Origin of the sequence: Nocardia sp. NPDC019395 (assembly GCF_040632335.1) — a bacterium.
In the GTDB taxonomy this organism is placed as follows: Bacteria; Actinomycetota; Actinomycetes; order Mycobacteriales; family Mycobacteriaceae; genus Nocardia.
On sequence record NZ_JBEYBT010000008.1, the window covers coordinates 126,035 to 142,088 of the forward strand.

The window sequence follows — 16,054 nt, forward strand, 5'->3', positions numbered from 1 at the left end:
CGCCGCGACGATCTCACCCAGCAACCGGACGAACCGAGCCACGAACTCGTCCACCGTGCTCCGGTCGAACAACGCCGTGGCATAGGTCAGATGACCGGTCACGCCCTGCGGCGTACCCGTCTCGTCGTAGGAATCACCGATGATCAGGTGCAGATCGAACTGCGAGATCTCGGTATCGATATCGACACCCGAGACCGTCAGACCCGGCAACTCCAGGCTGGACTGCGCCAGGTTCTGGAACGAGAAACCCACCTGGAACAACGGATGCCGCGCCGTCGAACGAACCGGGTTCAATACCTCGACCAAGCGCTCGAACGGCACATCGGCATTCGCGAACGCCGCGATATCGACCTCACGCTGCCGGCCCAGCAGATCCGTGAACGGCTCCCCGGCGTCGAGCTGAGTCCGGAACACCAGGGTGTTCACGAACATACCGACCAAATCGTCGAGCGCCTGCTCACCACGACCCGCCACAGGTGTACCGACAGTGATGTCGTCAGCGCCCGACAGCCGCGACAGCAGCACCGCGAACGCCGAATGCACAACCATGAACAACGTGGCGCCCTGCTGCTGCGCCAACCGCATCAGCCCGGCATGGATCTCGGCATCGATCTCGACCTGCGCCCGGCCACCGGCATAGGACTGCACCGCCGGACGCGGCCGATCCGCCGGCAGATCCAGCTGATCCGGCACACCGGCCAGCATCGACTGCCAGTACCCGATCTGCTGGGCCGCCAGCGACTCCGGATCGGATTCGTCACCCAGCAGTTCCCGCTGCCAGATACTGAAATCGGCGTACTGCACCGGCAACGGCGCCCAGCCCGGCTCCAGTCCGGCCACCCGCGCCGTGTAGGCGGTCATCACGTCCCGCATCAACGGGACCGCCGACGAACCGTCGCCGGCGATATGGTGCGCCGCCATCGCCAGTACGAACTCGCCCGCGGCGTCCGCCCGGGTGGAATCGTTGATCTCGAACAACGCCATCCGCAACGGCACTTCGGCGGTTACGTCGAAACCGGTGGAGACCAGCTCCGCTACCGCCGGGACGATATCTTCCGCGGCGATCGAACGCACGACCAGCTCCGGTACCGATTCGGCTGCCGGAAGCACCACCTGCACCGGCCCGGATTCCGTCTCCGGGTACACGGTCCGCAGGACCTCGTGCCGGGCCACCACATCGCCGATGGCGGCATGCAGGGCGTCCACATCCAGATCGCCCGTCAACCGGATGGCCCACGGAATGTGGTAGGCAGCCGTCTGCTGGTCGAACCGGTTGAGGAACCACATCCGCTGCTGCGCCAGCGACAGCGGCACCCGCGCCGGACGCGGACCGGCCACCAGCGCCTTCCGCTCACCGGATCCGGCCTGCTGTTCCACCCGTACGGCCAGTGCCGCCACGGTGGAGGCCTCGAAGAGCATCCGCACCGGGACATGGGTGTTCAACGCGCGGCCGAGCCGGGCCGCGACCTGGGTGGCGATCAGCGAGTTACCGCCCAGGGTGAAGAAGTCGTCGTCCGCGCCGACGCGCTGGATTTCGAGGACATCGGCGAAGGTGCCCGCCACGATCTCCTCGATCGGGGTCGACGGTGCCCGGAACGCCCGGCTCTCGAAAACCGGTTCCGGCAGGGCCCGCCGGTCCAGCTTCCCGGCGGGTGTCAACGGGATCTCATCGATCACCACGATCGACGCCGGCACCATATGCGACGGCAACCGCTCGCCGGCGAACTCCCGCACCTGCGCCACATCGATCGAGGCATCCGGCGCGGCCACCACATACGACACCAGCGATACCGCGCCCGCGGCACCCTCGTGCCCGATCGTCACCGCGAAATCCACACTGCCGTGCGCGGTCAAGGCCGCGTCGATCTCGCCCAGCTCGATACGGAAACCGCGGACCTTCACCTGGAAGTCGTTGCGGCCCACATACTCCACCGCCGGATCACCGGCACCGTCACGCCGCCAGCGCACCACATCGCCCGTGCGATACAGCCGCGAGCCCGGCGCACCGTACGGATCGGCGACGAAGCGATCGGCGGTCAGCCCCGGCCGGGCGTGATAGCCACGCGCCAGCTGGATACCACCGACATACAGCTCACCTGTCACCCCTTCGGGTACCGGGTTGAGCCGGTCGTCGAGAACCAGGTTCCGCATACCGCGTACCGGACCGCCGATCGTCACCGGGTCGTCCGGCAACAGGGCACCACTGATGTTCGTGGCCACGGTCGCCTCGGTCGGACCGTAGGCATTGTGGAACCGGCGGACGGCTCCGCCCTCGGCGGCGGTCGACCACCGGGCCACCAGATCGGCCGAAACAGCTTCACCGCCGGCGATGATCACTTCCATACCCGCCAGATCCGCCGGATCCAGCGACGCCAGCACCGACGGCGTGATCAACCCGACCGTGACCTGCTCGCTCGCGATGAGCGCACCCAGTTCGGCACCGCCATAGGTACCGGTCGGCACCACCACCAGCGCACCCGCGGACCCGACCGCGAGCAGCAGCTCCAGGATCGAGGCGTCGAAGCTCGGCGATGCGAACGCCAGCGCCCGCGCGCCCGGCGTCAACCGGTACCGCTCCACCTGCTCGGCACTGAAATTCGCCAAACCGGCGTGACTGACGACCACGCCCTTGGGCAGACCCGTCGAACCCGAGGTGTAGATGACATACGCGGTATTCGCCGGAGACAGCGGACGCACCCGATCGGAATCGGTGATCCGATCGGCGGCGTATCCGTCCAGATCCAATTCGTCCAATACCAGCCAGTCCACCGAATCCGGCAGATCGGCCCGCGCCGCCGATACCGTAATACCCACCGGGGCACCGGAATCGGTCAGCATATGAGTGATCCGGTCGGCCGGATAGGTCGGATCGATGGGCAGGAACGCCGCACCCGACTTCGATACGGCCCATTCGGCCAGCACCGAATCGGCCGACCGCGGCACCGCCACCGCCACCAGGTCCTCCGGACCCACACCGGCCGAGATCAGTAGCCTGGCCAGCCGGTTCGACCGCTCATCGAACTCGCCGTAGGAGAACCGCTGTCCGTCGAACACGACAGCCGGCGCCGATGGGTCCACCGCTACCGCTTCCGCCAGCAGCTCCGGCAGGGTACGGGCGGGTACCGCCGGACCACCCGAACGGGACAGGATCTCGGCGCGCTCGGCCTCGTCCAGAATATCGACCGCACCCAATTGGTAGGTGGGGTCGGCGACCACCGCGGACAGCAACCGCACGAACCGATCCGCGAAGGCCCCCACCGTCGCATGATCGAAAAGATCCCGGGCGAAGGACAGTTCACCGAGGACACCGGTTCCGCTGTCCTCACCCATTCCCCGGAAAGCGAGCGACAGGTCGAATTTCTCGATACCGATCTCGAAATCGACCGGCGCGACCCGCAGGCCCGGCAATTCGAAATAGGTCAGTGGGAAATTCTCGAACGACAGCGCCACCTGGAAGAACGGATGCCGCGCCTGCGAGCGAGGGGGGTTCAAGACCTCCACCAAACGCTCGAACGGCACATCCGCGTGGGCGAACGCCTGCAGATCCGTTCGCCGGACCTGAGCCAGGAGATCGGCGAAGGTCATACCGGGCGCGACGCGGGTCCGCAACACCAGGGTGTTGACGAACATGCCGACCAGGTTCTCCACCGCAGCGTCACCACGTCCGGCGATCGGAGTACCCACGGCGATATCGGAACCGCCGGTAAGCCTGGCCAGCAGTACGGCCAGGGCACTGTGCATCACCATGAACGGCGAGGCGTTGTGCCGATGACCCAAATCGACTACGCGGCGCCAGATCTCGGGACTCACCACGAACGAATAGACGCCGCCACGGAACGACGAGACGGCCGGTCGCGGCCGATCCGCGGGCAGTGTCAGCTCATCCGGCAGATCGGCCAGTTCCCGCTTCCAATACTGGACCTGGCTGGAGATCAGCGAGTTCGGGTCGTCCTCGGAACCCAGCACTTCACGCTGCCACAGCGCGTAATCCGCGTACTGCACCGACAGATTCGCCCACGCGGGCGATTCCCAGCTGATACGCGCCGCGTAGGCGGCCATCACATCCCGCGCCAGCGGTCCCATGGACCAGCCGTCGGCGGAGATATGGTGCACCACGATACCGAGCACGTATTCGGAATCACTGATCTCGAAGAGCCGGGCATGCAGTGGCACATCATCGGTGACGTCGAAGGCCATCGTCGCCAGCTCGACCAGATGATCGATGAGACGGTCCTCGCGGGTCCGGTACGGAGTCAGGTCCGGGACGACCTGCGCGGCGTCCAGGATCACCTGGACGGGTGCGCTCCCGGTCTCCGGGAACACCGTGCGCAGCGATTCGTGCCGGTCGATCACATCGATGACCGCGACCTGCAACGCCGCCACGTCGAGTTCGCCGGACAGGCGGATCGCGACCGGGATGTTGTAGGCGGCCGAATCGGTATCGAACTGGTTGAGGAACCACATCCGCTGCTGCGACAGCGACAGCGGGATCTGCTCGGGCCGGCTGCGCGCCACCAACTCCTGGCGCGCACCCTGACCGACATGCGATTCCACCCGGACCGCCAAACCGGCCACCGTCGGTGCCTCGAACAGTGTCCGCACCGGAACAGTGGTATCGAGTGCCTTACCCAACCGGGCCGCGACCTGGGTCGCGACCAGCGAGTTACCGCCCAGCGCGAAGAAATCGTCATCCGCGCCGACCCGATCGATACCGAGTACCTCGGCGAAGATATCGGCGACGATCTCCTCGATCGGCGTCGATGCCGCGCGGAACTCCCGAGCCTCGAACACCGGCTCCGGCAACGCCTTACGATCCAGCTTGCCGTTCACGTTCAACGGCAACGCATCGAGCTCGACGAACGCCGACGGCACCATGTACGACGGCAACCGCTCGCCCAGCTCCGACTGCACACGGGCGAGATCCACACCCGCACCGGCGGCGGGCACGAGATAGCCGACCAGCCGGTCCCCGGTCCGCGGATCCGATTTCGCCACTACCGCGGTCTGCGCGATCTCCGGCAATGCCAGCAGCGCGGCTTCGATCTCCCCCAGCTCGATCCGGAAACCACGAATCTTGACCTGGAAATCGGTACGGCCCCGATACTCCAACTCACCGTTATGGTTCCAGGCCACGAGGTCGCCCGTGCGATACATCCGCACACCCGGTGTGAACGGATCAGCGACGAAACGTTCAGCGCTCAGATCAGCACGCCCGAAATATCCGTGCGCCAACTGAGCACCGGCCAGATACAACTCGCCCGCAACACCGTCAGCAACCGGACGCAACCGGCTATCGAGCACATACACGCGCGAATTCCACTGCGGCGCACCGACCGGCACCGACACCCGATCCGCCTCCGTCACCCGATGCGTCGTAATCGACACCGCCGCCTCGGTCGGACCGTACAAATTGAACAACGCGATCCCGGAATGCTCGGCGAGCATCCGCTGCGCCGTCGCCGCGGGCAGTGCCTCACCGATCGCCAGCACCCGCCGCAACGAACCGGACAGTCCCTCATCGCCACTGAGCAGCGCGTCCAGCATCGACGGCACCACCGTCAACGTCGTCACACTGTCCCGAGCCATCAACTCGTTCAGATACGACGGATCCCGGTGCCCCTCCGGATCAGCGATAACCATCCGCCCACCGGAAGCCACACCGGCCCAGAACTCCCACACCGACAAATCGAACGTCGCCGCGGTCTTCAACAACACCGCATCCGAGGCATCCAACCCGAACTCGGCGGTGATGTAGCGCAACTGATTCACGATCGCCGCATGCGGCACCGCGACACCCTTCGGGCGTCCGGTCGAACCCGACGTGAAGATCACATACGCCGTATTCCGGGCACGCAACGGTGCGACCCGCTCGGCGTCAGTGATCTGGTCCTCGGCGAAGAAGCCACTGAGATCCAGATCGTCCAGCACCACCAACCGCGCGATATCGCCCGTGATTTCGGCGTCACTCGTGGTCAGCACACAGACCGGTGCCGCGGTGTCCAGAATGTATTCGGTACGTTCGGCCGGCTGGTCCGGATCCAAGGGCACATACACACCACCGGCAGCAGCCACCGCGTACATCGCGACAACCAGATCCACCGAGCGCCGCAACGCCAGCCCGACCCGATCCTCCGGGCCCACACCCTGACCGATCAGGAACCGGGCCAAACGATTGACCCGCGAACCCAACTCCGCATACGTGACCTGCGCACCGTCAGCGGCCACCAACGCCACCGATTCCGGAGCCGCAGCTACGGCATCATCCAGCAACGTCACCAGCGTCGCCGACGAATCCAGTTCCCGCGCAGTCGCATTACGGGCCTCGAGCGCCTCGCGCTCGGCCGGGGCAAGAAGCTCCAGATCACCCACCGCGGTGCCCGGCGCCGCGACGATTTCGGACAGCAACCGGATGAACCGGTCGATGAACTCTTCCACCGTGGCCCGATCGAAAAGATCGGTGGCGTAGGTCAGATACCCGGACACACCCAGCGGCGCCCCGGTCGCGGTGTAGTTGTCCCCGATGATCAGGTGCAGATCGAACTGCGAGATCTCGGTATCGATATCGAGGCCCGAGACCGTCAGGCCCGGCAGCTCGAGCTGAGTGGCTTCCACGTTCTGGAACGAGAAGCCCACCTGGAACAGCGGATGCCGCGCCGTCGAACGCGCCGGATTCAACACCTCGACCAGGCGCTCGAACGGCACATCGGCATTCGCGAACGCGGCAATATCGATCTCACGCTGACGGGCCAGCAGATCCGCGAAGGATTCCCCGCGATCCAGCTGCGTCCGGAACACCAGCGTGTTCACGAACATACCGATCAGGTCGTCCAGCGCTGCCTCACCGCGACCCGCGATCGGGGTGCCCACCGTGATGTCATCGGTGCCGGACAGCCGCGACAGCAGCACCGCGAGTGCCGAATGTACGACCATGAACAGAGTCGCGTTGTGCTGCTGCGCAACCTGCAGCAGCGCGGCATGGGTCTCGGTATCGATCCGCACCTCGACCCGGCCACCCGCGAACGACTGCACCGCCGGCCGCGGACGGTCCGCCGGGAGATCCAGCTGATCCGGTATTCCCGCCAGCGCCGATTGCCAGTATCCGACCTGTTTCGCCGCAACCGATTCCGGATCCGATTCGTCACCGAGCAGTTCCCGCTGCCAGATGCTGTAGTCCGCGTACTGCACCGGCAGCGGCGCCCAACTGGGAACCTGCCCCGCGACCCGGGCCACATACGCGGTCATCATGTCCCGCATCAGCGGTCCCGCCGAAGACCCGTCACCGGCGATGTGGTGCACGACCATCGCCAGCACGAACTCACCGGGCGAATCGCTCACCTCGAGCAGCGCCACCCGCAGCGGCACCTCGACGGTCACATCGAACCTGGTCACGGCCAGCTCCGATACCGCCTGGATCAGTCCATCGCCGGTGACCGACCGCAACTCCGGCCGCGGCGCCGCGTCACCGGGCGGCAGGACCACCTGCACCGGCCCGGACTCGGTCTCCGGATACACCGTCCGCAGCACCTCGTGCCGCTCCAGCACATCACCGATGGCCATCTGCAACGCGTCCACGTCGAGATCACCCGACAGCCGGATGGCCAGCGGAATGTTGTAGGCCGCCGACTGCGCGTCGAAACGGTTCAGGAACCACATTCGCTGCTGCGCCAGCGACAGCGGGATCTGCTCCGGGCGCGGCTGCGGTACCAGCTCCCGGCGCGCACCGGCGCCGGCCTGCGACTCCACCTGCGCCGCCAAGGAGGCCACCGTCGGCGCCTCGAACAGCACCCGCACCGGCACCTGGGAATCCAGCGCCTTACCCAGCCGCGCGGCCACCTGGGTGGCCACCAGCGAGTTACCGCCGAGTGCGAAGAAATCGTCGTCCGCGCCGACGCGATCCACGCCGAGCACCTCGGCGAACACACCCGCGACGATCTCCTCGATCGGCGTCGACGGCGCCCGGAACTCGCGTGCCTCGAACACCGGTTCCGGCAACGCCTTACGATCCAGCTTCCCGGAAGTGTTCAACGGGAACGCGTCCAACTCGACCACCGCGGCCGGGACCATGTAGACCGGCAGCACCCCACGGACCGCGTCCAGCAGTGCTGTCTGCACGCTGCGCTGTCCCGGGGCGGGCACCACATAAGCGACCAGCTGCTCACCCAGCTGGGATCCCGCCACCGTGACCACGGCCTGGCTCACCTGCGGCTGCGCCAGGAACGCCGACTCGATCTCGCCGAGTTCGATCCGCTGGCCACGGAACTTCACCTGGAAATCGGTACGACCCAGATATTCCAGCACCGGCTGCGATACCCCGGAACCATCGGCCGAGGTGCCGGCCCGCTGCCACCGCACCAGGTCGCCCGTGCGATACATCCGCTGCCCGGCATCGAACGGGCTCGCCACGAACCGATCCGAACTCAGATCCGGCCGGGTCACATAACCACGCGCCAGCTGATCACCCGCGAGATACAACTCACCGACAACGCCCTCGGGTACCGGATGCAACCGCGAATCCAGCACATACACACGGCTGTTCCACTCCGGAACACCGATCGGCACACTATTGGTCTCATCACCGGTCGCCTGCCAATACGTGATCGACACCGCGGCCTCGGTCGGACCATACAAATTGTGCACCGCCGCATCCGAGATCGCCTGCATCGCGGTCACGGTCTCCGGCGGCAACGCCTCACCGATCACGAACACATGCTCGAGCGACGGGATCGAACCCGCCTCGATATGCGCGGCGAACACCGACAGCATCGACGGCACGAAGTCGGTCACCGTCACACGCTGCTCGGCGATCACCCGCGCCAGGTACTCCGGGTCCCGATGACCGTCTGGAGTAGCGACGACCAGATGCGCACCCGCTGCCAGCGGCAGGAAGTAACCCCACAAAGAGACGTCGAACGTCGTCGCCGTCTTCTGCAGATACACATCGTCCGCGTCCAGCGGATACTGCGCCAGCATCCACGCGACCTGATTCGCGATGGCCGAATGCGTAACCGCCACACCCTTCGGGCGACCGGTCGATCCGGACGTGAAGATCACATACGCGGTATTCGACGGCCGCACCGGCGACAGCCGATCCGCATCGGTCACCGGCGACGAGTCGTAACCACCGACATCGAGAGTGTCCAACGCCAGCACCGGCACCCCGGCGATCTGCGCCGCACCGCTGCCCTCGACCCCACCGTCACCCGCGGCGACGGCCTGCGCATCGGCAGTAGTGGACAGCAGACAGACCGGTCCCGCGGTATCGAGGATGTAACCGATCCGCTCGGCCGGATGCGCCGGGTCCAGCGGCACATACGCACCACCGGCCGCCACCACGGCGTACATACCGACCACCAGGTCGATCGAACGCGAAACCAGCAGTCCGACAAGGGATTCCGGCCCCACGCCCTGCTTGATCAGATGCCGCGCCAACCGGTTCACCCGGCCGGAGAACTCCGCATAGGTGAGCTCGGTGCCCTCGAACGAGATCGCCACCCGGTCCGCGTGATCAACCGCGGCCCGCTGGAACCCGTCCAGCAACAGTTCCGCCGCGACCGGGTGCTCGGTGGCATTCCACTCATCCAGCACCCGCGCCCGCTCGACGGGAGCGAGAACCTCCAGGTCACCCACCGGCACCGACGGCTCGGCGACGATATCCCCGAGCAGCCGGACCCACCGGTCCACGAACCCCTGCACCGTGCTCTGATCGAACAGATCGGTGGCGTAGGTCAGGAAACCCGCGACTCCCTCGGGTTCGCCCGCCGCACCGTACGAGTCGCCGAGGATCAAGTTGAGATCGAACTGCGAGATCGCGGTATCGATATCCAGACTCGATACCGTCAAGCCCGGCAATTCCAGCCCGGTCTGGGCCAGGTTCTGGAACGTGAAGCCGACCTGGAACAACGGATGCCGCGCCGTCGAACGCGCCGGGTTCAGCACCTCCACCAAACGCTCGAACGGCACATCCGCATGCGCGAACGCCGCGATATCCACCTCGCGCTGCCGCGACAGCAGATCCGCGAACGATTCACCGCGATCGAGTTCGGTCCGGAACACCAGCGTGTTCACGAACATACCGATCAGATCATCCAGCACCTGCTCACCGCGACCGGCGACCGGCGTACCGATCGTGACGTCGTCACTGCCCGACAGCCGCGCCAGCAATACCGCGAACGCGGTGTGCGCCACCATGAACAACGTGGCGCCCTGCGACTGCGCCAACCGCAGCATCCCCGCATGGGTCTCGGCGTCGATCTCGACCCGCACCCGGTTCCCGGCATAGGACTGCACCGCGGGACGCGGCCGGTCCGCCGGGAGGTCCAGCTGATCCGGCACACCCGCCAGTGCGGATTTCCAGTACTCGATCTGTGCGCTGACCAGGCTCTGTGGATCCTCCTCCGAGCCCAGAACCTCGCGCTGCCACATCGCGTAGTCGGCGTACTGCACGGGCAACGGCACCCAGCCCGGTACTTCTCGCCCGGCACGCGCGGAATACGCGGTCATCAGATCGCGGGTCAGCGGGCCGGCCGAAGATCCGTCACCGGCGATATGGTGCACCACCATCGCCAGCACGAACTCATCCGCGCTGCCGGCGTCGTTCACCTCGAACAACACCACCCGCAGCGGTACTTCGGCGGTGACGTCGAACCCGGTGGTGGCCAATGCGGTAACCGCCGCGGCCATATCCGCGGCGGCGACCGGGCGCACATCCAGTCGCGGCAGGGCCTCCGCCGCCGGTAGTACGACCTGCACCGGCCCGGACTCGGTCTCCGGATACACCGTCCGCAGCACCTCGTGCCGCGCCACCAGATCCGCGACCGCCGCACGCAACGCGTCGATATCCAGATCACCCGAGAGCCGGATGGCCAGCGGAATGTTGTAGGCCGCCGACTGCGCGTCGAAACGGTTCAGGAACCACATCCGCTGCTGCGCCAGCGACAGCGGCACCGCTTCCACGAGTTCACCGGACGGCAGTTCCCGGGTCGGCCGCGGCCGCGGCGCCAGGGCCGGGCGGCTACCGGAGCCGACCGCTGCCTGGATCCGGGCGGCCAGCGCGGAAACAGTGGATGCCTCGAACAGCATTCGCACCGGCACCCGGGTATCCAGGGCCGCGCCGAGGCGGGCCGCGACCTGGGTCGCGACCAGCGAGTTACCGCCGAGCGTGAAGAAATCGTCGTCGGCGCCGACCCGCTCGATATCGAGGACCTCGGCGTAGACGCCGGCCACGATCTCCTCGATCGGAGTCGACGGCGCACGGAACTCCCGGACCTCGAACACCGGCTCCGGCAACGCTTTACGGTCCAGCTTGCCGCTCACATTGAGCGGGAACTCGTCCAGCACCACGAAAGCGGACGGCACCATATAAGAGGGCAGCTTCGTCCCCAGGAACCGAGTGAGTTCCGCGGACTCGGCGCGGTGTCCCGAAGCCGGGACCACATATCCGACGAGATGCTGGCCGGTAGCGGTATCGACCACGAGCACCACAGCCTGTGCCACCGCGGGGTGGGCCAGCAGATCGGATTCGATCTCGCCGAGTTCGATCCGCTGACCACGGAACTTCACCTGGAAATCGGTACGTCCGAGGTATTCGAGGACACCGTCGGCACGCCAGCGCACGAGATCGCCGGTGCGATACATCCGCTCGCCCCGGCCACCGAACGGGCCCGCGACGAAACGGTCGGCGCTCAGGTCCGGCCGGCCGATATATCCCCAGGCCAATTGCCGGCCCGATAGATACAGCTCACCCGGTGCGCCGATCGCGGCGGGACGCAGGCGGGAATCCAGGACATGGACCCCGACATTCCATTCCGGTACACCCATCGGCACCGAACCCGTCGTGGCGCCGGTGGCCTCCCAATGGGTGACGGTGATCGCCGCCTCGGTGGGGCCGTACAGATTGTGGATCCGGGCCGTGGAGATCGCCTCCATGGCGGCGACGGTCTCACCCGGCAACGCCTCACCGGCCACGAACAGCAGGCGTAGCGATTCGACCTGTTCGGCAGCGGTATAGGACGCGAACACCGCCAGCATCGACGGTACGAAGTCGGTCACGGTGACCCGGTGCCGGGCGATGGTCTCGGCGACATAGACCGGGTCGCGGTGGCCGTCCGGGGTGGCGACGATCAAGGTGCCGCCGGACATCAGCGGCAGGAAGTAACCCCACAGCGATACGTCGAATGTGGTGGCGGTTTTCTGCAGGTAGACGTCATCGGCGGTGAAGCCGAATTCGTTCAGCATCCACAACTGCTGGTTGACGATGGCGCGATGGGTCACGGCGACGCCCTTGGGCCGGCCGGTGGAACCCGAGGTGTAGAGAACGTAGGCGGTGTTGTCCGGCCGCAGTGGCGCGCGCCGCTCCGCGTCGGTGATCGGGGCGTCGGAGTAACCGGAAGTGTCCAGGGTGTCGAGCGCGACGGCGCGCACCTGATCCGGAAGCACCACCTCGTCCGCGGTGACGGTCAGCACACAGACCGGTGCCGAACTCTCCAGCACATAGGCGGTGCGGTCGGCGGGATGATCCGGGTCGATCGGGACGTAGGCGCCACCGGCCCGCAGCACCGCGTTCATGGCGACGACCAGGTCGAGCGAACGGCGCATCCCCAGGGCGACCAGCGATTCCGGCCCGACACCGTCGTCGATCAGTTTGCGTGCCAGCCGGTTCACCCGGGCGCCGAACTCGCTGTAGGACAAGCTCGTTCCGGCGAACTCGACGGCCGTGTTCTCCGGCGTGCGCGCGAGCTGGGCGTCCAGCAACGCGGGCAGGGTCGTATCCGGGACGTCGTGGGCCGTATCGTTCCACGTCCGGGTCGTCTGCTCGGTTTCGGCGGCGGTGGTGATATCGAGCCCGCTCAGCGGTTGCGCGGGATCGGCGGTGAGGAACCGGTCGAAGAACTCGAGGAACCGGTGGTGGTGGGCCCGCGCTTCGGCGTCGGTGTACAGGTTCGGGTTGGTCTCGAAGTCGATATGCGAGCGCGTCCCGCCGACCGACTGGTAGAAGTTGACGCCCAGGTCTTCGACGCTGCCGGTGGACAGGAGCTGGATGCCGCCGACCATCTCGCCGAGCCGGACCTCGTCCTGGAACAACATGATGTTCACCCAGGGACCGAAGAACTGCGTGGTGACCATTCCGCCGTCGGCGGAATCACGGCGGATGTCCTCGTGCCGGTAGCGCTGATGGCGCAATGCGCCCGATACCTCGAGCTGTACCTGTTTGCGCAGATCGGCCACGGTGGTCTCGGGGCCGACGTGCAGCCGCAGCGGCACGATATTCGACGACGCCGCGCCGGAGCGGCGCATGAGCGCGGTGGTGCGGGCGGTCACCGGCAGGCTCAGGATCACATCCGACACACCGTTCCAATGCGCCAGATAGGTGGCGAACGCCGCCAGCAACTCCTGGGCGGGCGAGGAATCGTAACGCCGCACACACTCGGTGAGCAGCGCGTTGCGCTCCTCGCTGAGCGCCGCGTTCGAAACCCCGTTGCGGGCGGAGGGAGCGGCCGAGCGCCCGGCCAGGCTGATCCCTTCCTCCAGACCGGCGACCCGTTCGCGCCAGTACTGCTTATCCGATTCGAACCGGGCGCTGTCGCGGTAGGCGATCTCCTGGTCGTAGAACTTGGTCAGCTCCGCGGCCTTGGTCGGCGCCGGCTCGGTCCCGGTGCTGTAGGCGCTGTACAGCTCGGCGATCCGGTTCACGAAGTTCATCGCGCCGTAGCCGTCGAGCGCGATGTGATGGGCGCGCGTGTACCAGTACCAGTGGTCGTCGGCCAGTTGCAGCGCGGAGGAGTGGACGAGCCGGTCCTCGGTCAGTTCCAGTGGACGGCTGTATTCGGCGCGCATCCATTCCTGCGCGGCCGCCACCGGATCCTCGGCGTCCCGCAGATCGACATACGAGACCCCGTCGTACTCGTCGATGGAGTAGTCGACGAACTGCAGCGGTTCGCCGTCCTGTTCGACGATGCGCAGATAGCCGGACCCGAGGTCGCGCGAGGCACCCCGGCTCGCGCGGCTGAGCGTGTCGACATCCAGTTCACCGTGAAGTTCCACGTACTGCGCGATATTGACCGGTACCTGCGGATCGACGTGCTGGGCGTACCAGATACCCAGCTGTGCGGGCGACAGAGGGAACAGGTCCCCGCCGGCGGCTGCCGCGCCACTCTCCGTACCGTTCCCGCCGTTGTCCAGCCGGTCCAACCGTAACCTCGCTTCCGGAACGCACGCGTGCGCTTCCCGTCACCACCCGGATGCGACGCGCACCGCCGCTAGCACGACGTCCGCTGTTCCAGGCCCACTTCTCGTTCGATCAGGCAGAAATGTCCATCGGAAGTATCCGTTTATCGGGCCGAGGGTGTTACATCGGACGCCCGGTACCACCCGGCGGGTTCGATGCCGTATGACACCGCTTACCCGCACCCACGCGCCGATTCCTGACCACCGATCCAATCTACCGTCGCGCCGCCCCCGCACCAACCGTGCTCCGCAACGGCGGCCCTGCCCAGGCGCTATATCTCCGTACCGGCCGCGAGGGTCGCGCGCCGGTGCGCGAACCGCGCGTTACCCGTTCAGGTGCGCGCGATCGCGTGCCGGGTCGTACAGGTGTGATTGCGCACAATCCGTCCCCCGCTCGAGCGCCCAGCCGACCAGGATCACCGCCGCGCGCCGCAGCCCGGCCGCCTCGACCTGATCGGCGATCCCGGCCAGTGTGCCGCGCAGCACGAGCTCGTCCGGCTGGCTGGCGCGATAGACCACCGCGACGGGGCAGGCCGCACCGTAGTGCCCGGCCAGTTCCACCGCCAGCTCCCGGATGCGGGTAACGGCCAGATGCAACGCCAGCGTCGCCCGGGTACGTGCGAATCCGGACAGCGCCTCGGTGTCCGGCATCACCGTCGACCGGGCCTGGACCCGGGTCAGCACCACCGACTGCGCGATCTCGGGAACAGTCAGCTCCGCCCCCACCAACGCCGCCGCCGCGGCGTATGCCGGGACACCCGGGGTGATATCCCACGCCACCCCGGCAGCGTCGAGCCGGCGAGTCTGCTCGGTGAGCGCCGAATACAAGGAGGGATCACCGGAGCACAGCCGGGCCACCTCCGCGCCCGCGGCGTCCGCCCGCACCAGATGCTCGGTGATCTGGTCCAGATCGAGCCGCTGGGTGTCGATGAGTTCTGTGCCCGGAGCGCAGTGGGCGATCACCTCCGGGTCCAGGTAGGTCCCCGGGTACAGGCATACCGGACACCGCCGCAAGAGGTCGACCGCACGCACGGTCAGCAGATCGGCGGCCCCGGGCCCGGCACCGATGAAGTGGACCGTCATGGGTCGAGCATAGGACCGGCGACAGCCCGGCCGGCAGTCGACCGCACCTCACCCCGGGCCGGTCACCCGACGCTCGTCGGATTCGGCGACGTTGCCACCGCCGGTTCCGATGGCCGGGATCACCCGACGGCGTCGAAGAAAGCGATGACCTTGGTCGGCTGCACCCGGACCAGGAGTTCGCCGGGGACACCGTTACGGCGGCCGAACTCGTCGGCACGGGCCGTCCCCATATAACGGCCACCGATCGCGGTCGCGGAGCGCAGCAGCTCGGCCGGGTCCTCCGAGAAGGTGACCGTGCCCTGGATCTGCACCGCCCCGTAGGGCGGCTCCTCGAGATCCACCACCATCGCGATCCGGGGGTCCCGCCGCAGCGCCTTACCCTTCGCGGTGTCCTTACCCGTATTGAAGACGATCTCGTCCCCGTCGAGCAGGAACCACACCGGGGTCACCAGGGGCCGCCCGTCGGCGGCGGTGAAAGCCACCTTGGCGGTTCGGGTTCCGTAACTGAGGAATTCGCGTACCGCGGGATCGGAGAGTGAGGCCATAGCGCAACCCTAGGCCGGGTTCCGCTCCGCGCCCGGGAGTCACGCGGCGCGTCGGCCGGCCGGCCCTGTCTTCCGGAGACAAAAGCCCAGCTCCGCCCGACCGGGCCGGTAGAACCCGGCGGACAGCTCTTCCCACTGATCGGACACCACACGAACGAACCGGGCGGAATCGCCGATACCGCGCCCCCGGCCGCGCGATACTC

Annotated in this window: 3 protein-coding genes (1 of these 3 only partly in view); all 3 read right to left on the reverse strand. The window is 67.0% G+C overall.

Going from position 1 to position 16,054, the window contains the following annotated elements:
* Positions 1–14,187 carry the start of a non-ribosomal peptide synthase/polyketide synthase gene (locus ABZ827_RS19925; protein WP_357238542.1) on the reverse strand. It extends 52,272 nt beyond the left edge of the window, so only the first 14,187 of its 66,459 coding nucleotides appear in the window; the start codon lies at positions 14,185–14,187; its stop codon lies beyond the left edge, outside the window.
* Between the two features lie 360 nt (positions 14,188–14,547).
* Complete coding sequence (gene cobM, locus ABZ827_RS19930) at positions 14,548–15,306, reverse strand: precorrin-4 C(11)-methyltransferase (protein WP_357238544.1); 759 nt, start codon at positions 15,304–15,306, stop codon at positions 14,548–14,550.
* 119 nt (positions 15,307–15,425) lie between these two features.
* Positions 15,426–15,851 carry a PPOX class F420-dependent oxidoreductase gene (locus ABZ827_RS19935; RefSeq protein WP_357238546.1) on the reverse strand — a complete coding sequence of 142 codons (426 nt, stop codon included), beginning with the start codon at positions 15,849–15,851 and terminating at the stop codon, positions 15,426–15,428.
* Positions 15,852–16,054: the final 203 nt, after the last annotated feature.

What these genes read in the sequence shown, in the direction of transcription:
- ABZ827_RS19935 (WP_357238546.1), bottom strand. Translation starts at nt 15,851, where the DNA reads ATGGCCTCACTCTCCGATCCCGCGGTACGCGAATTCCTCAGTTACGGA.
- cobM (WP_357238544.1), bottom strand. Translation starts at nt 15,306, where the DNA reads ATGACGGTCCACTTCATCGGTGCCGGGCCCGGGGCCGCCGATCTGCTG.